Genomic DNA, 20548 nt, shown 5'->3' with positions numbered 1-20548 from the left:
TTCCTGCAGTGGCGGACCAGCACAGGAAGGGTCAACAGTTTTATATTCTTTCCAGACCGCTGAAGAAGAAGTCGCCCTCGATCTTTGCGTTCTCGTCACTGTCACTGCCGTGAATGGCATTCTCGCCAACAGAAGCAGCGTATAATTTACGGATGGTACCTTCGTCAGCCTTGGAGGGGTCTGTGGCGCCGATGAGCTTACGGAAATCCGCTACAGCATTGTCTTTTTCCAGAATAGCCGCAATGATGGGGCCGCTGCTCATAAAACTTACCAGCTCTCCGTAGAAAGGCCGCTGGCTGTGAACGGCATAAAATTCGCCTGCTTTGCCTGCGGACAGCTGGGTGAGCTTCAGGGCCACGATACGAAAGCCGCTTTTAATGATCTTGTCAAGAATAGCGCCGGAGTGTCCTTTAGAGAAGGCATCCGGTTTGATCATGGTAAAAGTTCGATTGCTCATATTTTCAGTGTGATTTTTGGGGAGCAAAGGTAAGGTATAGTTTTTGGTTTATTTGGGATTTGAATTTTAATTATGCACCTTTGCAGCCTCTTATATGCGGCCGATCGAAGATATATATCCATTGCTGGCGAAACCCCGGAAGGTGGTGATTACCATGCATCAAAAGCCAGACGCCGATGCCATGGGCTCTGCGCTGGGGCTTTTCCATTTTCTGAAGCAGCTGGGGCATACCCCTACGGTCATTTCGCCTACGAACTGGGCGGACTGGCTGAAATGGATGCCGGCCTGCAGCGGGGTGATCGACTATGAGTTCAGCACCGAGAAAGCCAATGCCGTCCTGGACCAGGCGGAATGGTTGTTTTGCCTGGACTTCAATGTTTTGAGCCGGACGAGGCATATGGCGCAGAAATTACGGAAGCTCACCTGCGAGAAGATCCTCATCGATCATCACCAGCAGCCGGAAAGTGAAAGCTTTACCTACGGGATAAGCAATACGGGAAAGAGCTCCACCTGTGAAATGGTCTACGACCTGATCGCAGCCAGCGGGCATACCGGTAAGATCAATCAGGATGTGGCGGTGTGCCTGTATGCCGGCGTCATGAGCGACACAGGCTCGTTCAGGTTTCCCGCGGCGTCTGCGGCGGTGCACAGGATGGTAGCCGTATTGAAAGATACCGGCTTCAACCATACGAAGATCCATGAGGACCTCTTCGATAATTTTTTGGAAAACCGGCTCCGGTTCTTCGGGTATGTCCTGCAGACCAAAATGGAGATCTATTACGAGCATAATACGGCGCTTATCGCCATTCCCTGGAAGGACCTCGTGCGTTTTGAGATCAAGACGGGCGATACGGAAGGACTTGTCAATTTCCCCTTAACGATCCAGGGGATCAGGATGGCAGCTCTTATTATCGACCGGGACGAAGAGGTCAAATGTTCTTTCCGGAGCAAGGGGGACTTCGATGTCAATACGTTTGCCCGTAAGTATTTTGAAGGAGGAGGACATTTTAACGCGGCCGGCGGGCGCAGCAGCGATACGCTGGAGCAGACGGTGCAGCGTTTTATCCAGGCAGTAAAAGAGAATTCATCACAATTACAATAATTAAAGCTACATGAAAAAGATTTCGTTATATGCATTTGCCGGTCTGGTCCTGATGGGGGCTATATCCTGCACAAGTCAGGAATATAAGAAGACAAAGAGCGGCCTGCTATATAAGATCATCACCGATAAGAAGAATCCGGTGGCCAAAAAGGGAGAATTTCTGAAAGTACATTTTATACAAAAAGTACGCGACTCCGTCCTGTATTCTTCCGAAGGCGGGATGCCCGTGTATATCCAGGTGGATAGCGCACGTCCTGTCTATAGTCCCACGGAGATCTTCCCATTATTGCGTAAGGGTGACAGCGCCATTGTCGTTGAGATGGCCGATACGCTGCAGAAGCGTTTTGGCGGACAGCTGCCTCCCTTCATCCATAAGAAGGACAAGCTGACCATTGCGTTCCGGGTATTGGACGTGTTCCCCACCCTGCAGGACAAGACAAAGGATATGGAACAGGAGATGGCAGGTGAAAAACAAAGGGAAATAAAAGCGGTGGAGGATTATCTCGCCAAGAACAATATCAAGGCTGAAAAGACGGAAAAAGGCACGTATGTGGTGGTTAACACCCCCGGTGACGGTCCCCAGGTGGACTCAGGCAAGCAGGTGTCCGTACGTTACACCGGCAAACTGCTGCCTTCAGGGAAGGAGTTTGAATCCAACATGAAGGGTCCTGGCGAACCCTACAAATTCGTTGTAGGACAGGCGCAGATCATACAGGGCTGGGATGATGGCCTGAGAAAATTCAAAAAAGGCGGTAAGGGTACCTTATACATCCCCGCATTCCTGGCATATGACCAATCCCCCGGGCCCGGCCACAAACCCTACGAGAACCTCATTTTCGACGTAGAGATTGCCGATGTGACAGATGCGCCCAAGCAGCAGCCCATGCCCGCTATGCCGCAGATGCCCCAGCAGCAGGGCAGGCCGCAACAACAGCCGCATAAGTAGCCTATAAGTTATAGTATTGTACATACAGGTCGCGCCCGCCGAAAGGCAGGGCGCGATCTTTTTTTGGAAAGATCATGGGGCTGCGGCCTCTTTATACGCCTCCGCCAGGATGATGGCCTGCCGCGCCTCCCTGGGGTCATGGACCCGTAGAATATCCGCTCCGTTGACCAGTCCCAGGGTGTTAAGGACGGTGGTGCCATTCAGCGCCTCTTCAGGAGTGATGTCTAACAATTTATAGATGGTGGATTTCCGTGAGACGCCTAACAGGATGGGGTAACCCAGCATACAGAAGACGGAGAGGTTGTGCAGTAATTCGAGGTTATGCCGCCTTGTCTTGGCGAAACCCATACCAGGGTCCAGGATGATATCCCTGATACCCGCATCTCTGCAATCCTGTACCCGGCTGATGAAGAAGTCCAGCACCTCTTTCGTGACGTCCGCGTAGACAGCCTCCTTATTCATGGTAGCGGGGGTGCCTTTCATATGCATGCAGACATAGGGGACGCCCAGGCGGCCTATGGCGGGCAGCATGGCGGGGTCCTGCAGGCCCCCGCTGACGTCATTCACCATCGAGGCGCCGGCGGCTACGGCTTCCTGTGCCACCCGAGCATACCAGGTATCCACGGACAGAAAGGTTTGTGGAAACTGCCGGCTCAGCAGGGCTATGCGGGGAACCACACGGCGCAGTTCCTCTTCTTCACCCACCCATGCCGCTCCGGGTCGTGTGCTCTGGCCTCCGATGTCAAGGATGGCGGCCCCTTCCCGCACCATTTTTTCCGCCTGCTGCAGAAATGCCGCATCGTCGTTGAAACGGCTGCCTCCGTAAAAGGAATCGGGTGTGCTGTTGAGGATACCCATTACCAGTGGCCTTTCGGCTGCCAGTAATTTACCCCTGCCATTCAAGGTGAACATCGCGGGTTGATTTTATTTTTCATGCTAAGATATGACTAAGATATGTCCCATATATTTGTATGATGGAGCAGAGCACCAATCAACAATATGACGCGGCCGTACTTTCATGCAGGGATATATTTCTCAAGAAGACCAGGGACTATGGCACTTCCTGGAGGGTACTGCGTCCCATTTCCATTGCCGACCAGCTGTTTATCAAGGCCAGGCGTATCCGCACCCTGCAGGAAGCGGGGGTACAGCGGGTGGGAGAGGACAAGGCGGGAGAGTTCCGGGCAATGGTGAACTACGGCATCATCGGACTGATACAGCTGTCGATCACGGGATCGGAGTCCATAGAAGAGATGCCGGCGGAAGAGGCGGCCAAATGGTATGATGAAAAGGCTGCGCTGGCCCGCAGCACCATGCTGGATAAGAACCATGACTATGGGGAGGCCTGGCGGGATATGAGCCAGGAAAGCTTTGTGGACCTGATCCTGATGAAGATCCTGCGGATAAGGCAGATCGTGGTCAATGATGGAAAGACGCTGATCAGCGAAGGCATCGATTCCAATTATATCGATATCATAAATTATTCGGTATTCGCGTTGATATTGATCGCGGAGGGGAAGCACGGGGGGTGAGTTCGGCTGCAAGCCACAAGCCACAAGCTACAAGCTTCGAGCTGGGTTTAATAGAGTTGAAATTATTAATTAAACATAAATAGACTGGCTTGCAGCTGGTCGCTTGGACCTATATATGAAAATACTAGTTAGCATTGCCCGTGTCATTGTGGGCGTCCTGTTCATTTTCTCCGGATTGGTGAAAGCCAATGATCCGCTGGGCCTCAGCTATAAGATGCAGGAGTTTTTTGAAGTGTGGAACATCCATTGGCTGGATAATTTCACATTGATCTTCTCCATCGTCATGATCGTTTTTGAGATCGTGGCGGGAGTGGCCATCCTGCTGGGATGGCGGATGAAGCTGTTCAGCTGGCTGCTGCTGGTGCTGATCATTTTCTTTACCTTCCTTACCGGCTACGCCTATTTATCCGGGAAGGTGCGGGAATGCGGTTGTTTTGGAGACTGTATCCCCCTCACTGCGGGCCAGTCTTTTACCAAGGACCTTATCCTGCTGGTGTTGATCCTCTTCCTGTTCTTTACTCAAAGAAGTATCAAACCCCTGCTTTCCCAGGTAGCGAGCCTTGCCATCCTGGTGTTGACGACCGTGTTGTCCTTTTCTTTTCAATGGTATGTGCTGGTGCACCTGCCAGTGGTGGACTGCCTGCCTTACCGTGCAGGGACGGACATGCCCGAGAAGATGAAAGCGCCGCCGGGCGCCATCCCGGACAGCACAGTGATCACCATGGTATATGAGAAGAACGGTAAACGACTGGAGATCAGCGGCAACAATTTTCCTGCGGATTTCGACGACACGTATAAGTTCATTAACAGGTTTGACAAACTCGTCCGGAAGGGGAATGCGGAACCTGCTATCAAGGACTTCAACCTGATCACTGCCGGAGGGACGGATACCACCCAGGCAATATTGGATCAGAAGGGCTATAAGCTTTTCTTTTTCACCAAGGAGCTGGAGGAATATCCTACGCCCTGGATGAAAGAGTTCAGCCTCATACTGACTATGATAAAGGCGAAGCAGATCCCCCTCTATTTTATCACGGGGAACTATGATAACGTGGCGGCCTGGACGGAAAAGGCGGGCATCAGTGCGGATGCTGCCATCTTTAAGTGCGATGCGACGGCGATCAAAACGGCCGCGCGGGCTAACCCAACGCTGTACCTGCTGAAAAACGGCGTGATCCTTCACAAATGGAGCTATGCGGACCTGGGACAGGCTTTGCCGGATATCAATGCTTTGCCGGGTGCAACGACGATCTTACACGAACCATGATACGATATCTCATCAAGAAAATCATTTATGGACTGCTGGTGATGCTGGGGGTGGTGGTGGCCGTTTTTTTCCTCTTCCAGGGTTTCGGAGACCCTTCCCGCCTGGTGATGGGGCAACGCGCCGATGCCGCCACCCAGGAGAATATCCGCAAGGAGCTGTACCTGGACCAGCCTCGTTGGAAGCAATTCCTGCTTTACCTGGATGATGTGAGCCCTATCGGGATCCACTCGAAGGAAGAGATCGCACAGAAGGGGCTCAGGGGGGTATTCATAGGCGGCGAAACGAAGCTGGGATTGAAGTGGCCATACCTGCGACGGAGCTACCAGACGAAGAGAGCCGTGAGTGCGGTGCTGATGGAGGCGTTGCCCGGGACGATCCTGCTGGCGCTGGCGGCTATGTTCATCGCGACCGTAACAGGCGTGGCGCTGGGGGTGCTGGCCGCAGTGAAGAAGAACACCTGGATGGATACCACGGCCATCTTCACCAGCGTATTGGGAATATCGGCGCCCTCTTTTTTTATGGGGATCGTCATTGCCTATGTATTCGGCTTTGTCCTGAGCGATCAAACGGGATTGTACATGACGGGCAGCCTGTTTGACACAGACCCATTTACCGGCAGACAGCTGCAGCTGCGTAACCTGATCCTGCCGGCAGTTACGTTGGGTATCCGTCCCATGGCTATCATTGCGCAGCTGACAAGGGGATCCCTGCTGGAGGTGCTGGACCAGGACTATATCCGGACGGCCTATGCGAAGGGACTGCCGAAGTATGTCGTGGTGTGGAAGCATGGATTACGCAATGCATTGAACCCTGTGATCACGGCAATCACAGGATGGTTTGCAGAGCTGTTGGCAGGCGCATTTTTCGTCGAGTATATATTCGGGTGGAAGGGGATTGGGAAAGTAACGGTGGATGCTTTGTCAAAGCTGGACTTTCCTGTGGTGATGGGCTCGGTGCTGGTGTCTTCCTTTTTCTTTATCCTGATCGGTCTGCTGGCTGACGTGCTGTACGGAGCGGTAGATCCCAGAGTACGGCGGGCATAGCCTTTATTTTATAATGACTTCTTTTATAACTTTTTCCCCGAGTGCTTCATTCACCCTTTGTATGATGGTGTCTTTCTGGTACACCAGCTCCTGGCGGAGCGGGGCCACGGAAGTGTTGATATACAACGTATGACCGTGGATCTCGATCTTCTCGGTGTATCTGGCAATGGTCTTACCCATGATCTCTTCCCAGATCTCTTCTATCCTGAGCGCCTGGACGGCGCCTTTCAGACGGCTGTTATCCAGGAATTTTCGCAATGCCTCACCTAGTGAATATTCTCCCATAGGTGCAAGTTAGGAAAGCTTTATGTGCGGCAAGCAGAATTATTCCGAAGGTTACCCACAGCAGGAGGGAGAACAGGCATCCGGAGCGGCGGGGCTTTTCTTCCTCAGGCGCAACCGGCTTTTTTTCATGTTGTTCGTCCAGGGGCGTATTCCGGGAATCGAGTATTTCGGCGCGGGACTGGTATTGCGGGATGACGCCTGCAATGAGGTCGTACCCGGCATCGCTGACCACCCATTCCAGGTGGCCAAAGAACAGGGGCTGTCCGTCCTGTTTTTGCTCCAGCTCTATGGATTTCTTCAGCATCTCGGCGGCGTAGAGACGGAGACCTTCTTTATTGGCTTTAATGATACCGTATTCGCCCGTCTCATCGACGGTGAAAGAAAAGTAGGCATTCACAGGGCTATTGGTCGATTCTAAGAATGCGATGGATGATTCCAGGTCGGACGGCATAACGATTGGTTTTCGGGCTGCATGAAAAACTAAATGTAAAATATTTTAGGGAAAGTTACAGCGATATGATCTGGCAGGGGATCTTCAGTTTTTCCAGTTCCTGGCGGATACGGTCCCCATGAGTATCGGTGATGAAGATCTGCCCCTCATTCTGCAGGCAGACCTTATCCAGGAGGTTGTGCATCCGGTGAGCGTCCAATTTCTCAAATACGTCATCCAGGAGCAGGAGGGGTGGGAATCCCTTGTATTGCCTGAGCATTTCGTATTCAGCCAGTTTGAGCGCAAAGAGCAGGCTTTTCCGCTGCCCCTGGGAAGCTAGCGACTTGAAAGGCTGCGCCCCATAACGAATATCGATATCGTCCTTATGGATACCCGCATTAGTGCGTTGAAGGTAGCGGTCTTTTTCATGGTAGCTGCGCAGGAGGTCTGCAAAGGAGGTATCGAGCAGCAGGCTGTCGTAAGTAAAAGCAAGCGGTTCCGGTGAACCGGCTATCTGCAGATAGAATTGTTCCACCAGGGGCAGCAGGTCCCTGAGGAAGGTCTTGCGTTTCTCAAAAACATAGGCGCCGGGGCGGACGAGTTGGGAATCGTAGACCTCCAGCAGTCCATTGTCCTTTATCCTATTGTCTGTCAGTGATTTAAGATAACTGTTTCGTTGTTGGAGCACCCGGTTGTATTCAATAAGGGCCTGCAGATAGGCGGGGTCCAGCTGGGAAAGGAGGGCATCCAGGAAACGGCGCCTTTCTTCGCTGCCGCCTGTAATGATCTGCACGTCGTCAGGAGCAATGATCACGCAGGGCAGGCGCCCGATGTGCCGGGAAAAGCGTTCGCAGGGTTCGCCCCCCGAGATCAGCTCTTTTTTACCCGTTTCCCTTAGTATGCAAACGACATCGAGGGGTTGCTGTTCTTTTTCGAATTTTCCTTCGATGCGGAAGCCGGAAGCGCCCTTGTGTACGCTGAGCTGATCCTGACGGGTGAAATAGCTTTTGGTAAAGCAGAGATAGTAGATGGCATCCAGGAGGTTGGTCTTCCCCACGCCATTACTGCCGCAAATGCCTACGATCCTTTCTCCAAACCGGAAAGAGGCCTGTTCATAGTTTTTGAATTGCACCAGCGATATCTCCTTTAGGAATAGCAAGTTGAATATTTTCAGCCGCAAGATAACGCCGAAAATTCCTTTTTCCCCCGTATATTTGCCCCCGCCGGTGACTCGCGCAGGGGCTCCTATCAAAATGGGCCCCGTGCCTGGCGGCGAAAAACTCAAATTCTCAAAAAGTGGCTACTAAGTTTTCAAAAGAGACCTACCTGTACTGGTATGAGCTGATGCAGCTCATACGTCAGTTTGAGCTGATGGCAGAGGAAAAGTATAAGATGGAGGGCAAGATCCGTGGTTTTTTTCATGCCTATGTTGGGCAGGAAGCTATCGCTGCGGGATGCATGACGGCAACCAAACCCGATGATCCCTTTATTACCGCCTATCGTGACCATGGGTTGGCCTTATCCAAGGGGGTCAGTGCGGATGCCTGCATGGCCGAGCTGTATGGTAAAGCCACCGGGGCAGCCAAAGGAAAGGGGGGAAGTATGCACTTCTTTGGCGTGGATGTGAAGTTCTTTGGCGGACATGGTATCGTGGGCGCGCAGATCGGAACGGGTGCCGGCCTGGCCTTTGCGGAAAAATACAAGGGTACGGACAATGTGTGTCTCACTTTCTTTGGCGATGGCGCTGCCCGTCAGGGTATGCTGCATGAGACATTTAACCTGGCAATGCTTTGGAAGCTGCCGGTGGTATTTATTTGCGAGAACAACAATTACGCCATGGGCACTTCCGTAGAGCGGACGTCTAATGTCGTAGATATCTATAAGCTGGCCGATGCCTATGAAATGCCGGCGGACTCCATCGACGGTATGAGCGCTGAGGCCGTGCATGACGGCGTTGCAAGAGCTGTAAAGCGGGCACGCCAGGGTGATGGTCCTACCTTGCTGGAGATCAAAACTTACCGGTATAAAGGACACTCTATTTCCGACCCGCAGAAATACCGTACCAAGGAAGAGGTGGATGAGTACAAGGCAAAGGACCCCATCGGCATGGTGTTGAACACGATCCTCACGAAGAAGTATGCTACACAGGAAGAGATCGATGCGATCAACAAGCGGGTAGAAGGTACGGTGGCCCAGTCGGTGAAATTTGCCGAAGAGTCTCCGTGGCCGGATGATTCCGAAGTATTGAAAGATGTATATGTCGATAAGGATTACCCGTTCATCGTCGACTAGCGTTTTGCAACCAGCCTGAGGCACTAACTTATTAAAAGAACAATAAAACAAAACAATGTCAGAGATCAAACATCCGGCGCACCTGGAAGGGGAGAAGAACCCAGTCGATCAGTTACAGCATTTCTGGGAGCGATGGGGGAAACAAGCCAGCTATGGTATTTTGGTGCTGGTGCTCATCGTAGCCGGTTATTTCGCCTACAAGAACCTGGTCAGCGAACCAAAGGAAGCCAAGGCCAATGACGCTATCTTCCGCGCGGAAGAATATTATCGCATGGATTCTGCCCGGCTGGCACTGAATGGCGACAATGTAAACCCTGGTTTTCTGAAGATCATTTCGAAATATGGGGGTACGAAGGCCGCGAACCTGTCCTCTTTTTATGCAGGCAGCTGCTACCTGAAACTGGGCGACTTTAACAACGCGGTAAAATACCTGAAAGACTTCTCTACGCCTGTCAAACAATTGCAGGTGCGGGCTTTCGGCTTATTAGGCGATGCTTATTCCGAGCAAGGGAAGAAAGAGGAAGCAGCCGAGCAATACAAAAAAGCTGGTACTTACTATGAGAAGGACGAGCTCTTTTCTCCTGAATATCTTTTCCGTTGCGGCTATTTATATGAGAGCATGGGTAAAACACAGGAGGCTATTGCCATGTACAAGATCGTCAAGGATAAATATCCCGGCACGCCCAGGGGAACAGAGATCGACAAGTACCTGGCAAGGTTAGGTGTAACACAGTAATTTATGGCAGAGGTCAATAAGAGCAGCTTATTACAGTCCGATACAGGCATCCTGCAGGAAAAGGATGCCTGTGTAGTTATTGTACGTACCGAATGGAATGCAGCCATCGTAGATGCCCTGGAAGAGGGTTGCCGGGCTGCATTGGAGCGCTCGGGGGCGCAAGTGCAGGAGGTGATCACCGTGCCCGGCGCCTTCGAGATCCCGTTTGGGATAAAGGCATTCTGGGAGGTGCACAAATATAAGGACGATCGTCCGCGGGCCTTTATCGCCCTGGGTTGTGTGTTGCGGGGAGATACTCCTCATTTTGAATATGTATGCCGGGCGGTGACAGACGGGATATTGCAACTGAACATGTCGATGCCGGTGCCTACCATTTTCGGCGTACTGACCGTCGACAATCAGCAGCAGGCGGATGAACGCATTGGCGGCAAGCACGGTCATAAGGGAGAAGAAGCTGCCATCACTGCGCTGAAGATGATCTCTCTGCTTAAAACTTTTAAACAGCCCACAGCGCCCTGACAGTCCAGTTATTCATACCATGTTTTGTAGATCAGCTGTATCCGCAGACGGCCTTCAATATGGTGAGCGTGCTCGAGCGTGCAGGCGCCGAAGTAACGTACAACGCCAATCAAACCTGTTGTGGCCAGCCGGCCTTTAATGCCGGGTTCCGGGATGAGGCCAGGGAGGTCTGCACCAAGTTCCTGAAGGATTTTTCCGGACATGATTACGTGGTGGCGCCCAGCGCTTCCTGCGTTGGATTTGTACGCAATTATTATTCTACGTTATTTAATAATTCTTCTCTTCACAATACGGTGAAAGACCTGGGAAAGCGGATATTCGAATTCTCCGATTTCCTGGTAAATGTGCTGGGCGTGGAGGATGTTGGGGCTTCCTTACACGGGAAGGCTACTTATCATGATTCCTGTGCAGCCCTTAGGGAATGCCGCATAAAGGAGGAGCCCAGACGGCTACTGTCCCGGGTGAAGGGGCTGGAGCTCCTGGAGATGAACGATGTGGAGACCTGCTGTGGATTTGGGGGCAGCTTTGCAGTCAAGTTTGAATCTATTTCCGTAGCCATGGCGGACCAGAAGGTAAACAATGCCCTGCAGACGGGGGCTGATTATATTATTTCTACGGATCTTTCCTGCCTGATGCATCTGGAGGGGTATATTAAGCATAAGGGGTACCCCATCAAGACCATGCATATAGCTGATGTGTTGGTAAATCGCTGATTAATTTTATAGGAGGGGCATACTTGACCTAAAAAAATAAGACCACCCAAGTTACAATTGTAACCGGATGGTCTTGACCCTTAAAACAACCTGTCGCAAGCGTTAAATAGGGTTAAAACCAGGCCTCGGATAAACATACGTAGGACGGTGACTTTTAGATTTAAAAAAAGCAACTTTTTTTCAAAAGTTGCTTCGGTAAAAACCCCTGCTTGCGGATAGGTGTTGATAACCAATTTCTTATGTCTTATTTAGGCATTAAACGTTGTTGATGACGAGGATGACGCCCCTGTACCTGCGCCGGCAGGAATTTCAACAAGATCCTTTGAATCAAATACATACGGTGAAATGTCAGGGTATGGATTTATAGGTGCCCTTTTTTTTGTTGTACATTCGAAAAAAATTAATGATATGGCATATTGGCTGGTGAAATCAGAGCCGGAAGTATATAGCTGGGATCAATTGGTAAAGGATAAACAAACGCGCTGGGATGGCGTGCGCAACTATGCGGCACGTAATAATTTACGGGGGATGAAGAAGGGAGATGAAGTATTATATTATCATAGCACCGGCGCGACGGAGATCGTGGGCATTGCCAAGGTCGCGAAAGAATCATATCAGGACCCAACAACGGAAGAGGTAGCGTGGCTGGCCGTGGATATCAAGCCTGAGCGGAAGCTCAAACATCCGGTGAGCCTGGCGCAGGTGAAAGCAGACAAGCGACTGGCCACCATGGACCTGGTGCGGTTGGGACGGCTGTCTGTGCAGACGGTCAAGGAGGCTGAGTGGAAGGTCATCCTGGAGTTGGCAGGGGAATAGACGGCCTTTTATTATTCCATTAACAATTCTTTGCGGTTACTTTTTACCGGCTACGGGTATCAATGTCTGTGGCCGGCCACTTTTCGTTTAGGTAATAAGCGTTTTCCCTGCATTTTTATCTGTAACTCAGCACACTCAAAACAAATTTTATGATGGCGAAGAAATTCATCTTGCCGGCGGCGCTGCTGCCGGTGGTACTGGCTATTGCCTGTAATAACGCGGCTCAACACCCTAATGCTGAAAAATCGGATGTGATGGAAAGAAAGGTGGTCAGCCAGGCGTCCAGGCTTGAAAATACGTCGGCCATGGACTCGTCGACCGCGGTCGCAGGTATGGACGAACAACCGGGGCCTCAACCTGGTGACCCGAAAAAAGAGAAGGCTGCCGGGAATGGGCATTCGCCGCTTACGCCAAATCCGGATTGGGACAAGAAGATCGTAAGGAATGGCAATCTCAATGTAGAGGTAAAGAACTTCAAGGCGTACACGGCACGGCTGCATGAGCAGGTGAAGGCAGCCGGAGGTTATATCGCGCAGGAAGAGCAGAACGAGTCGGCTTATAAGATAGAGAATAATATTACGATAAAGGTTCCGGTCGATCGTTTTGACGAGACTGTCATGCAGCTGGCCTCGGACAGTGATAAGCTGGTGAGTAAGAAGATCACCACGGAGGACGTGACGATGCAGATAGTGGATACCCGGTCACGACTGGAGACGCGCAGGCAGGTGAGGGATCGATATGTAGAGATGTTGAAGCAGTCTCATTCAAGGGAAGACATCGTACAGACGCAGCATGAGATCGATAATATACAAGCGGAGATCGAGGGCGCGGCAGGCAGGATCGCGTACCTTGGGCATGCTGCGGCTTATAGCACTATCCAGCTGAATTTCTATCAGATGCTGGATGCATCTGTTCAGCATGAGGTGGAACCTTCGCTTCTCCGGAAGCTGAGCGATTCTTTTAAAGCCGGTTGGTTTTGGGTCTCCTCGTTGATAGTGGGATTGGTTGGTCTATGGCCATTGTTGCTGATGGGAGCATTGGGTTTTATGTGGTGGAAGAGAAGGCGGCCGTTGACCGGGAGGGGGGCTGTGGCGGGGAACGAAGGCGGCAATTAAAGTGGTTAATGAATGATGATCCCGAAAAGAAGAATGCCGGGTATTGTGTAATTTACGGCCATGGCAACTGCAACTAAAAAGAAGAAGCTGGTGGTCCTCACCGGCGCGGGTATCAGCGCGGAGAGCGGCCTGCGGACTTTCCGGGACAGCGACGGGCTTTGGGAGGGATATGAAGTGACGAAAGTGGCCACGCCGGGAGCGTGGGCCGCCAATCCGCAGCTGGTGTTGGATTTTTACAATATGCGCAGGAGGGATGTGTGCAAGGCGGAGCCGAATGCCGCGCATGTGGGTCTGGCCGAATTGGAAAAGGATTTCGACGTACATATTATTACGCAGAATATCGATGACCTGCATGAAAGGGCGGGGAGCACGCGGGTGCTTCACCTTCACGGGGAGATATTCAAGATGCGCAGCGAAATGGATGAGTCCCTGATCTATGATATAAGGGAGGATATGCGTCTGGGGCAGATGGCGGATGATGGAGCGCAATTGCGACCGCATATCGTGTGGTTCGAGGAGCCTGTGCCCATGATCCAGGAGGCCATTCCCCTGGTGCGATCGGCCGATGTCTTTGTCATCGTGGGTACATCGTTAGCAGTCTATCCTGCAGCCGGGCTGGTGGATTTTGCGCGCAGTATGGTCCCAAAATTCATCGTGGATAAGAAGATCCCTTACACTTCTTCCATTCCCAATCTGGAGGCTATCGAGCGGCCCGCTTCCCAGGGGGTACAGGAACTACGGGGGAAGCTGGGTGATTTAGGCTTTTTCTAACAAAGAGTTGGCGATATTGCAGGCCAAATGACGTTTGTTAGAAAGATCTTACTGCCTGTGGCCTTTATTTTCGTGGCATATGGTGCTTATGCCCAGGCATTGGTGCCTGTCGAGCAGCTGCAGGCGCATAGCAAACGGGAAATACCGACGGGGTATAGTCCGCGACTGAATGTTCTGACGCTGATGCCCAAGGGAAACCTGCATTACTTATTCCCTTTCTACCATGCATTCAAGGATGAAGACAAGTTCAGGAAGATCTACACGGATAAAGGGTATTACAGCGAGCTCAGCGAGTACTTTGCATTTGCAGGTGATTATCAGACGGCGATGCAATATCTGGAAAAAAGCTATGACAGCGTTGACGATGCCACCCGTCATAAGGTATTCCGTATGGTGGAGGGAATACGTGACGTGGAGCATGTAGATGCCTGGAAATACATCCATTTTGCCGCCCGGAACAGGCGGGTAGTGATGATCAATGAGGCCCATGATAAACCGCAGCATAGCGCCTTTGTGCTGTCCTTGCTGGCGGATCTTTACAAGGAGGGGTATCATACGCTGGCAATGGAAATGCTGAATAATTCTTCCAGCCGGGAGCTGTCCCGGCTGCGATTGTCCACGGGTTATTATACGGCAGAACCTGTGATGGGAGAGCTGGTGCGGGCAGCCCTGGCGATGGGTTACCGCCTTGTGCCCTATGTTGATACGGCAATGGGACATTTGCCTGCTACCCGGGACTCTATCGGGGCCAGGAATATCTACCGGGCCTTACAGGAGGACACGTCATCAAAGATGCTGGTGGTGGCCGGGTATACGCATATCAGCGAGAAGGCGGGGGAAGATGGCTTTGTGCCCATGGCATTGGCCTTTTCAAGAATGTCGGGTATCGATCCGCTTACCATCGACCAGACGGATATGACGGAAGAAAGTAATTTCGGTTATGGCCGGGTGTTATACCAGGCTTATCTGCAAAAATATCCCCTGAAGACGCCTTCCATAGCGCTGGTGAACAATAGTCCAGTCAATGTCATACATGGCGACTTGTACGATCTGTCCGTCATTCATCCTCCCACGACTTACCAGGACGGCAGGCCTGCCTGGCTTAACCTAGGGGGGCTGCGGCAGCCTGTCACCGTAAAACCCAGCTCACCAGCTGTATTTCTTGTACAGGCTTATTACCATGATGAGGTGCTACAGAACGAGAACAAACCCTGGCAGCTGGTGCCTGCGGACCAGACCTATATTGCGGGCGGGAAGAAATTATATCTGCTGTACCTGCAAAAAGGAAAGTACACGGTGTATTTCAGGGATATCGATTATCATATCCTCAACACGTTGAACATAGAGGTGAACTAGGAATGTTCATCTTTAAAATGGATGCCTTGGCGGGCGAGATCTTCCATAACTGGCGTATAGATCTCCGGGAGAATGGGTATGTGAAGCCCTCTCAGCTTTATCTTTCCATCCAGTATTAACACGGCCGCGATGCCCAATGGCAACCCCACGGTCTTTGCCATCGCGGTCCGCAGATGATCTTCGCCATGGACGACCAGGCTGCTGGAAGTAGCGGCCGGACGTCCCTCTGCGTCGGTATAAGCCAGCTCATGCAGCATAACGATCATGTCTTTATCGCCGGGGGCCATGGCGAGGCGGGTTTCCAGGAGGTATTGCAGGACATCGGCCGAAGTGCGGGCCGACACGGGAATGGGGGTATTATCGAAAAGTCCCAGGTATTCCAGCTGCGGGCGATTGGTTTCATTGATGAGAGGCTCTATAGCTGCTGACCATTGTGCGACGGTGGTTTGCGTAATGGGATTGCTATCATCCGTAAGGCCTGCCTGTATGACAGGATCCCAGGCTTTGATAAAGTCAGGATAACGGAGGGTGGTGCGGATAAAAGTACTTATCCCCTCCAATCCATAAACGGGAATATAGGAGAGAGAGTCCCGGTTGGGATACCATGCCAACGAAGCCAGCTCTTTTACTTTGACGGCATTGATCTGCCGGAATAATTCCTTATAGGTGCGGGAGACCACCTGCCCGTTCTCCAGGTATTTTGCTCCGGCTGCCCCCGCCAGTACGACGTTGCGGGGATTCCAGCTAATCTTATAATGCCATGGATTGTTGTCGCTGACAGGTGATACCAGGCCTCCCGTGTGAGATCGGAAATAATGTATCCTGCCTCCTGTATGCTGAATACCATGGATCAGCTGCATGGCGCTCATATGATCGATGCCTGGATCCAGGCCCATTTCACAGAGAAACAAAAGTCCATTGTCCCTGATGGCCGGCTCCAGGGCTTTTATCTTATCGTCGAGATAGGAGGCTGTCAATAAGTGTTTTTTCCATTGTATGCAGGATGCTGCAACGAGAAAATGCAGGGCTGGCGGCAGGAGGGAAATGACGATACTGGCTTCCCGGATCAGATCATCGCGTTGTTGTTGGTCCTCCACGCTGACCTGTACGGCTTTAGCGCAGTGCGAATTGCCCAGTTTGGAGTTTGCCAGTTGCAGGTTGCTTTCGGCGACCACCAGCTGCCATTCGCGGCTAGTGACGGTGGCTTCCAGGAATTGTATCAGACAGGTAGCTGATTTGCCGGCACCAAAAAGAAGGATCTTTTGCATAAGGACGTAAAGATAATGGCGTCCCTACAGTAATTGAAAATATTATTGTATCAGTGTGAATTCGCCCATGTCCTTTTCTGTCCCCGGAGGTACATCGACGGATTTGACTATGATGTCTTTGTAAGGCTTTTTGGCGTCGACCTTCAGTTCCCAATAGCCCGGGTGGAGTGTGATGAAATAATAATGACCGTCGGCATCGCTCATCATCCTCAAAGAATCCTTACCGTGAATAGCCCAAACTTTCTCAGCGGCCGTGGCGGGAGATATCCGTGCGTGAATAGTCGAGGTGTGTAATAGTTTAACAGCGTGAATACTTCCAATGCCTATTACAACTAATCCTAGTTGCACCATTGCATTTTTCATACAAAGTCGATTTAAAGAGTTCAATTACTGAACAGGGGCGGGGACCAGGGGATGTAACATGGTTTCAACTACTATGCCAAATGAGAAAGAGTAAGCGTTAACCCATAGTTATCAGATTCAGCGTGGGCTCATTTGTTACAATGCCGAATAGGACAAACCCAGCTCTTTTGAATTAACCAGCGTGATCTTGTACTGTATTTTTATGCCTCGGGAGCTTTTAGGTGCCTCCTGCATCAGCGCTGATCCTGGTGCAATACCTCGAAAATACAGGTTTTCCGTCTTAAATACTTTTTTATTGGCCTGAATATACTGCACTTCGACCACGACAAGGTCCAATGCGTAAACGGAACGGTTGCTCACCGTGAGCTGCAGACCGGATATACCTCCGAATGTACCCACCGTATAGCCACTGGCGCCGAGGGAGACAAGATTTGACAAATTATTCCGGATGACATCTTTGTCTACTTTCTCCACGGATATATCTGCCCGGTGGCTGGACTCCCTGTGGACGGCAGGTGTGGCCAGCAGTGACGAGTCCCTGGCTGTTGTGACGGCAGCCTGAGACTTTTGTATGGCAGGTACGGCTTTTCCCCTGACAGGACTGCTTACTTTAGGAGCGGGCACCTTTGTTATTGCGGCTCCTGCAGGAGCTGCTGCGACAATGCTATCTTTAGCTGGAACGACATCCCTGGCCGGAATGGAAGGAGGCAGACTGTTAATGGCCAAAGGCTGGGAAGAATGATCCACGGGAGAGGTATTGACTGACGCCGGCTTGTCCTTGCCGTCATGCAGCGAGGCGTTCTTTATGAACCCCAATGAGCTTTTGTTAATGGAAAGTCCAATGAAGATCCCGGCCGCCAGCAGGGCTACCACTGTCAGTACCATGACTACTGATTGGCCGAGACGGGACGACCGACGGGGCCTGTAGGCACGGGGCGTTATTTCCACACCCGCTTTCCAGTCTTCCAGGTAATGAGAAGGATTCTCCTCAGGCATATCTTGTGATAAGGCAGGCTGCGGGGCGGCGGAATGGTCCGGCAAATATTTTTCATGCAAGGGGGGCTGCGCTACTTCTTTTCGCGCGGGCGGTTGTTCCTGGACGGGGGTACGGGCGGCCGGGATCGACTTTCCTGCTGGAAGGGTGACGTAGATGATACGTTTGCCGGGAACCGCGGATGTATCGCCGGACATAACGGAGGCTGCGACCATTGGGTTGGAAGAAGCCCGTTCACCGGCAGGGGCAGCCGATATAATCCCCGGACGAGCCGAAGGCTCGTTACCCGAAGGACGGACATTCGATATTTGGGAAGGCTTTTTGTAGAAACGATCAAATGGTTGTTCTTCCACTATGGGTGCGAAGGCGATCAGCTCTTCTATCTCACTGGGATAGCGCCAGGCTGCGCTCTTGCCTTCAATCCATACAAGGTCATAAGCCTTTAATCCCTTTTCCTTCAACTCATCGAAGGAATAAGGGCCGCTTTGCTTGTTGTCGCGTAATAACAAATAAGTTGTCATCCAGATATCCGGTTAAGAGGTGTACAAATTAAATCATCATCAAACGGTACAGAGAAACGAAGCAATTTTCTCACCGGATATTGTGAATGGGAAGTTATACTTCTGTGAGAGGTATTTCAGGGGATTGACGTAACAAATTTAGTATTTCTATCAATAATAACGCAGTGCCAGGGAATCTTTCTCGTCAGATTTGTTAATATTATCGATCTTACCGAAATTAGCCTCCTAACCAATAATTTAGTGAACGAGGGTTCATCAAACAGCAAAAACGAACGATATGGATGTCTCAATACAGGATAAAGCGGAATCATGGCTTAAAGGAAATTATGATCAGGCGACCAAGGACGAGATCCTGCGGTTGAAGCAGGAGAACCCCACTGAATTGACCGAAAGTTTCTATCGGAACCTGGAATTCGGCACGGGCGGACTTCGGGGAATTATGGGCGTAGGGACCAACCGCATGAATAAATATACGGTTGGAATGGCTACCCAGGGCTATGCTAATTATCTGAAGAAGTCTTTCCCTGGTAAAGAGATCCGGGTAGCCATTGCGCATGACAGCCGGAACAACAGCCGATTTTTCGCGGAAACTACCGCTAACGTATTCGCTGCCAATGGGATAAAAGTGTTTCTGTTTCAATCTCTCCGGCCTACGCCTGAACTAAGCTTTACGATCCGCCAGCTACAGTGCCAGGGGGGCGTCGTTTGTACGGCCAGTCATAACCCAAAGGAATACAATGGCTATAAAGCTTACTGGGATGATGGGGGGCAGTTGGTGCCTCCGCATGACAAGAATGTAATAAAGGAGGTGGAGAAGATCGCCTCTGTCGATGAGGTGAAATGGGGAGGGGGGGAAGCCAATATCACGATGATCGGTAAGGACATGGACGAAGCCTATATCAGCATGGTCCGGGACCTGTCTGTATACCCTGAAGTAATTGAAAAACAACATAATCTGCGTATCGTGTATACGCCTATTCACGGTACGGGCATCAAACTGGTGCCGGAAGTGCTTCAGCGTTTCGGGTTCAGCAATGTTCATGTCGTGGATGAACAGGCTACTCCTGACGGCAACTTCCCTACTGTGATCTATCCCAACCCGGAGGAAAGCGAGGCGATGAGCATCGGGTTGAAGAAGGCCAAGCAAATAGACGCGGATATTTTACTGGGTACTGACCCGGATGCCGACCGGGTAGGCATTGGCATTAAGGACAAAAAGGGCGAGTGGGTACTGATGAATGGCAATCAAACGGCGGTCCTGGCATTCAACTACATGATCGAAGCCCGGAAAGCAAAAGGCATAGCCCAGCCTAATGATATGGTTGTCAAGACAATCGTAACCACCGATCTCATCGATGAAATCGCCCGGCGCAATGATATAAAATGCTACAACGTACTTACCGGTTTCAAATATATCGCCGAGCTTATTAAGGAGAAAGAGGATACCGAGCATTATGTAATCGGGGGTGAGGAAAGCTATGGACTGATGATCGGGGATCGCCTGCGGGACAAGGATGCAGTCAGTGCTGTGGCCCTGCTCTGCGAGATGGCGGCTTACGAAAAGGACAAGGGGCATACCCTCTACGACAAGCTGATAGAGCTATATGTTCAATATGGGTTTTACAAGGAGTCTTTGATCTCCATTACCAAGAAGGGGATGAACGGACAAAAGGAGATCGCTGATATGATGACGGCTTACCGAAGCCAGCCACCTTCTACGATCAATGGCTCGCCAGTGGTGGAATTGCTGGATTACCAGCTGCGGAGCGGCAAGAACCTCCAGACAGGAGCGAGCTGGGCCATCCTGCTACCGGAGTCCAATGTGCTGCAGTTCATCCTGGAGGACGGCACGAAAATATCGGCCCGGCCTTCCGGTACGGAGCCCAAGATAAAATTCTATTTCAGCGTCCATACCAAACTGTCGAATGCGGCGGATTTCGACCGTGCCCATGCGGAGCTAAACGCCCGTATCGAAGGCGTTATCAAGGACATGAAATTGAAATAAGGATATTAATAACGTTC

At 51.3% G+C, this 20548-nt stretch carries 22 protein-coding genes; 14 read left to right on the top strand and 8 right to left on the bottom strand.

Annotated features, from left to right (window positions below):
• Positions 1-40 precede the first annotated feature (40 nt).
• Positions 41-457 (bottom strand): nucleoside-diphosphate kinase, encoded by a 417-nt coding sequence (locus Q4E93_RS28170; RefSeq protein ID WP_303591081.1) that lies wholly within the window; start codon positions 455-457, stop codon positions 41-43.
• A gap of 94 nt (positions 458-551) precedes the next feature.
• On the opposite strand from Q4E93_RS28170, the gene Q4E93_RS28165 reads away from it, so the two are divergent.
• Both Q4E93_RS28165 and Q4E93_RS28160 read left to right on the top strand, forming a co-directional pair.
• Entirely contained in the window at positions 552-1559 is a 1008-nt protein-coding gene (locus Q4E93_RS28165; protein WP_303591079.1) for a DHH family phosphoesterase, read from the top strand.
• Between the two features lie 10 nt (positions 1560-1569).
• Positions 1570-2505: an FKBP-type peptidyl-prolyl cis-trans isomerase gene (locus Q4E93_RS28160; RefSeq protein WP_303591077.1), complete on the top strand. Its 936-nt coding sequence runs from the start codon at positions 1570-1572 to the stop codon at positions 2503-2505.
• 72 nt (positions 2506-2577) lie between these two features.
• On the opposite strand, the gene folP is transcribed toward Q4E93_RS28160, so the two are convergent.
• The gene (gene folP / locus Q4E93_RS28155) at positions 2578-3417 is read right to left on the bottom strand and encodes a dihydropteroate synthase (protein ID WP_303591076.1); all 840 of its coding nucleotides are present in this window, start codon (positions 3415-3417) and stop codon (positions 2578-2580) included.
• Between the two features lie 59 nt (positions 3418-3476).
• Here folP and Q4E93_RS28150 point away from each other — a divergent pair, with 59 nt between their 5' ends.
• The 3 genes from Q4E93_RS28150 (at position 3477) to Q4E93_RS28140 (ending at position 6347) form a co-directional block, all read left to right on the top strand.
• Complete coding sequence (locus Q4E93_RS28150; protein WP_303591075.1) at positions 3477-4037, top strand: DUF1599 domain-containing protein; 561 nt, start codon at positions 3477-3479, stop codon at positions 4035-4037.
• 115 nt (positions 4038-4152) lie between these two features.
• A complete protein-coding gene (locus Q4E93_RS28145; protein ID WP_303591073.1) occupies positions 4153-5304 on the top strand; it encodes a BT_3928 family protein in 1152 nt (383 codons plus the stop codon).
• Complete coding sequence (locus Q4E93_RS28140) at positions 5301-6347, top strand: ABC transporter permease (RefSeq protein WP_303591071.1); 1047 nt, start codon at positions 5301-5303, stop codon at positions 6345-6347. The genes Q4E93_RS28145 and Q4E93_RS28140 overlap by 4 nt, the downstream gene beginning before the upstream one ends.
• A 3-nt stretch (positions 6348-6350) precedes the next feature.
• Here Q4E93_RS28140 and Q4E93_RS28135 read toward each other — a convergent pair whose 3' ends face one another.
• Genes Q4E93_RS28135 through recF form a run of 3 tightly spaced genes read right to left on the bottom strand, consistent with a single transcriptional unit; the run spans position 6351 to position 8221 of the window.
• Complete coding sequence (locus Q4E93_RS28135) at positions 6351-6632, bottom strand: DciA family protein (protein WP_303591069.1); 282 nt, start codon at positions 6630-6632, stop codon at positions 6351-6353.
• Positions 6610-7083, bottom strand: coding sequence for a hypothetical protein (locus Q4E93_RS28130; protein ID WP_303591067.1), 474 nt, complete (start codon positions 7081-7083; stop codon positions 6610-6612). The genes Q4E93_RS28135 and Q4E93_RS28130 overlap by 23 nt, the downstream gene beginning before the upstream one ends.
• A gap of 55 nt (positions 7084-7138) precedes the next feature.
• On the bottom strand, positions 7139-8221 hold the full coding sequence (gene recF, locus Q4E93_RS28125) for a DNA replication/repair protein RecF (protein ID WP_303591065.1): 1083 nt from the start codon (positions 8219-8221) through the stop codon (positions 7139-7141).
• Between the two features lie 137 nt (positions 8222-8358).
• Between recF and pdhA the strand changes: the two genes are divergently transcribed.
• The 8 genes from pdhA (at position 8359) to Q4E93_RS28085 (ending at position 15380) form a co-directional block, all read left to right on the top strand.
• Positions 8359-9354, top strand: coding sequence for a pyruvate dehydrogenase (acetyl-transferring) E1 component subunit alpha (pdhA, locus tag Q4E93_RS28120; protein WP_303591064.1), 996 nt, complete (start codon positions 8359-8361; stop codon positions 9352-9354).
• A 55-nt stretch (positions 9355-9409) separates the two neighbouring features.
• Positions 9410-10090 (top strand): YfgM family protein, encoded by a 681-nt coding sequence (locus Q4E93_RS28115; protein WP_303591063.1) that lies wholly within the window; start codon positions 9410-9412, stop codon positions 10088-10090.
• 3 nt (positions 10091-10093) lie between these two features.
• A complete protein-coding gene (ribH, locus tag Q4E93_RS28110) occupies positions 10094-10609 on the top strand; it encodes a 6,7-dimethyl-8-ribityllumazine synthase (RefSeq protein WP_303591061.1) in 516 nt (171 codons plus the stop codon).
• Positions 10606-11322 carry a (Fe-S)-binding protein gene (locus tag Q4E93_RS28105; RefSeq protein ID WP_303591540.1) on the top strand — a complete coding sequence of 239 codons (717 nt, stop codon included), beginning with the start codon at positions 10606-10608 and terminating at the stop codon, positions 11320-11322. The genes ribH and Q4E93_RS28105 overlap by 4 nt, the downstream gene beginning before the upstream one ends.
• A 408-nt stretch (positions 11323-11730) precedes the next feature.
• Positions 11731-12138, top strand: coding sequence for an EVE domain-containing protein (locus Q4E93_RS28100; protein WP_303591060.1), 408 nt, complete (start codon positions 11731-11733; stop codon positions 12136-12138).
• 149 nt (positions 12139-12287) lie between these two features.
• The gene (locus tag Q4E93_RS28095; RefSeq protein WP_303591059.1) at positions 12288-13253 is read left to right on the top strand and encodes a DUF4349 domain-containing protein; all 966 of its coding nucleotides are present in this window, start codon (positions 12288-12290) and stop codon (positions 13251-13253) included.
• 60 nt (positions 13254-13313) lie between these two features.
• Positions 13314-14024, top strand: a complete 711-nt coding sequence (locus tag Q4E93_RS28090; protein ID WP_303591057.1) for an SIR2 family NAD-dependent protein deacylase — start codon at positions 13314-13316, stop codon at positions 14022-14024.
• Between the two features lie 27 nt (positions 14025-14051).
• A complete protein-coding gene (locus tag Q4E93_RS28085) occupies positions 14052-15380 on the top strand; it encodes a hypothetical protein (protein WP_303591056.1) in 1329 nt (442 codons plus the stop codon).
• Here Q4E93_RS28085 and Q4E93_RS28080 read toward each other — a convergent pair.
• The 3 genes from Q4E93_RS28080 to Q4E93_RS28070 form a co-directional block, all read right to left on the bottom strand.
• Positions 15377-16648, bottom strand: a complete 1272-nt coding sequence (locus Q4E93_RS28080) for a saccharopine dehydrogenase C-terminal domain-containing protein (protein ID WP_303591054.1) — start codon at positions 16646-16648, stop codon at positions 15377-15379. The genes Q4E93_RS28085 and Q4E93_RS28080 overlap by 4 nt on opposite strands.
• A gap of 42 nt (positions 16649-16690) precedes the next feature.
• Positions 16691-17011: a hypothetical protein gene (locus tag Q4E93_RS28075; protein WP_303591052.1), complete on the bottom strand. Its 321-nt coding sequence runs from the start codon at positions 17009-17011 to the stop codon at positions 16691-16693.
• A gap of 135 nt (positions 17012-17146) precedes the next feature.
• On the bottom strand, positions 17147-18526 hold the full coding sequence (locus tag Q4E93_RS28070; RefSeq protein ID WP_303591050.1) for a DUF4339 domain-containing protein: 1380 nt from the start codon (positions 18524-18526) through the stop codon (positions 17147-17149).
• A 277-nt stretch (positions 18527-18803) separates the two neighbouring features.
• Here Q4E93_RS28070 and Q4E93_RS28065 point away from each other — a divergent pair, with 277 nt between their 5' ends.
• Positions 18804-20531: a phospho-sugar mutase gene (locus tag Q4E93_RS28065; RefSeq protein WP_303591048.1), complete on the top strand. Its 1728-nt coding sequence runs from the start codon at positions 18804-18806 to the stop codon at positions 20529-20531.
• The last annotated feature ends 17 nt before the right edge of the window (positions 20532-20548 follow it).

Source organism: Flavitalea plasmicola, assembly GCF_030546645.1.
Lineage (GTDB): Bacteria > Bacteroidota > Bacteroidia > Chitinophagales > Chitinophagaceae > Puia.
The sequence above is the reverse complement of the archived record's forward strand: the minus strand, read 5'-3'. Positions and strand labels throughout refer to the sequence as shown.

Excerpts from the sequence above, each read along its gene's own strand:
- Q4E93_RS28130 (WP_303591067.1), bottom strand. The coding sequence starts at position 7,083 with ATGCCGTCCGACCTGGAATCATCCATCGCATTCTTAGAATCGACCAAT.
- Q4E93_RS28085 (WP_303591056.1), top strand. The coding sequence starts at position 14,052 with ATGACGTTTGTTAGAAAGATCTTACTGCCTGTGGCCTTTATTTTCGTG.
- Q4E93_RS28145 (WP_303591073.1), top strand. The coding sequence starts at position 4,153 with ATGAAAATACTAGTTAGCATTGCCCGTGTCATTGTGGGCGTCCTGTTC.
- Q4E93_RS28165 (WP_303591079.1), top strand. The coding sequence starts at position 552 with ATGCGGCCGATCGAAGATATATATCCATTGCTGGCGAAACCCCGGAAG.
- Q4E93_RS28150 (WP_303591075.1), top strand. The coding sequence starts at position 3,477 with ATGATGGAGCAGAGCACCAATCAACAATATGACGCGGCCGTACTTTCA.
- Q4E93_RS28080 (WP_303591054.1), bottom strand. The coding sequence starts at position 16,648 with ATGCAAAAGATCCTTCTTTTTGGTGCCGGCAAATCAGCTACCTGTCTG.
- Q4E93_RS28160 (WP_303591077.1), top strand. The coding sequence starts at position 1,570 with ATGAAAAAGATTTCGTTATATGCATTTGCCGGTCTGGTCCTGATGGGG.
- Q4E93_RS28095 (WP_303591059.1), top strand. The coding sequence starts at position 12,288 with ATGATGGCGAAGAAATTCATCTTGCCGGCGGCGCTGCTGCCGGTGGTA.
- Q4E93_RS28115 (WP_303591063.1), top strand. The coding sequence starts at position 9,410 with ATGTCAGAGATCAAACATCCGGCGCACCTGGAAGGGGAGAAGAACCCA.
- Q4E93_RS28135 (WP_303591069.1), bottom strand. The coding sequence starts at position 6,632 with ATGGGAGAATATTCACTAGGTGAGGCATTGCGAAAATTCCTGGATAAC.
- Q4E93_RS28140 (WP_303591071.1), top strand. The coding sequence starts at position 5,301 with ATGATACGATATCTCATCAAGAAAATCATTTATGGACTGCTGGTGATG.
- Q4E93_RS28170 (WP_303591081.1), bottom strand. The coding sequence starts at position 457 with ATGAGCAATCGAACTTTTACCATGATCAAACCGGATGCCTTCTCTAAA.
- ribH (WP_303591061.1), top strand. The coding sequence starts at position 10,094 with ATGGCAGAGGTCAATAAGAGCAGCTTATTACAGTCCGATACAGGCATC.
- Q4E93_RS28075 (WP_303591052.1), bottom strand. The coding sequence starts at position 17,011 with ATGAAAAATGCAATGGTGCAACTAGGATTAGTTGTAATAGGCATTGGA.
- Q4E93_RS28065 (WP_303591048.1), top strand. The coding sequence starts at position 18,804 with ATGGATGTCTCAATACAGGATAAAGCGGAATCATGGCTTAAAGGAAAT.
- Q4E93_RS28090 (WP_303591057.1), top strand. The coding sequence starts at position 13,314 with ATGGCAACTGCAACTAAAAAGAAGAAGCTGGTGGTCCTCACCGGCGCG.
- Q4E93_RS28100 (WP_303591060.1), top strand. The coding sequence starts at position 11,731 with ATGGCATATTGGCTGGTGAAATCAGAGCCGGAAGTATATAGCTGGGAT.
- folP (WP_303591076.1), bottom strand. The coding sequence starts at position 3,417 with ATGTTCACCTTGAATGGCAGGGGTAAATTACTGGCAGCCGAAAGGCCA.
- Q4E93_RS28070 (WP_303591050.1), bottom strand. The coding sequence starts at position 18,526 with ATGACAACTTATTTGTTATTACGCGACAACAAGCAAAGCGGCCCTTAT.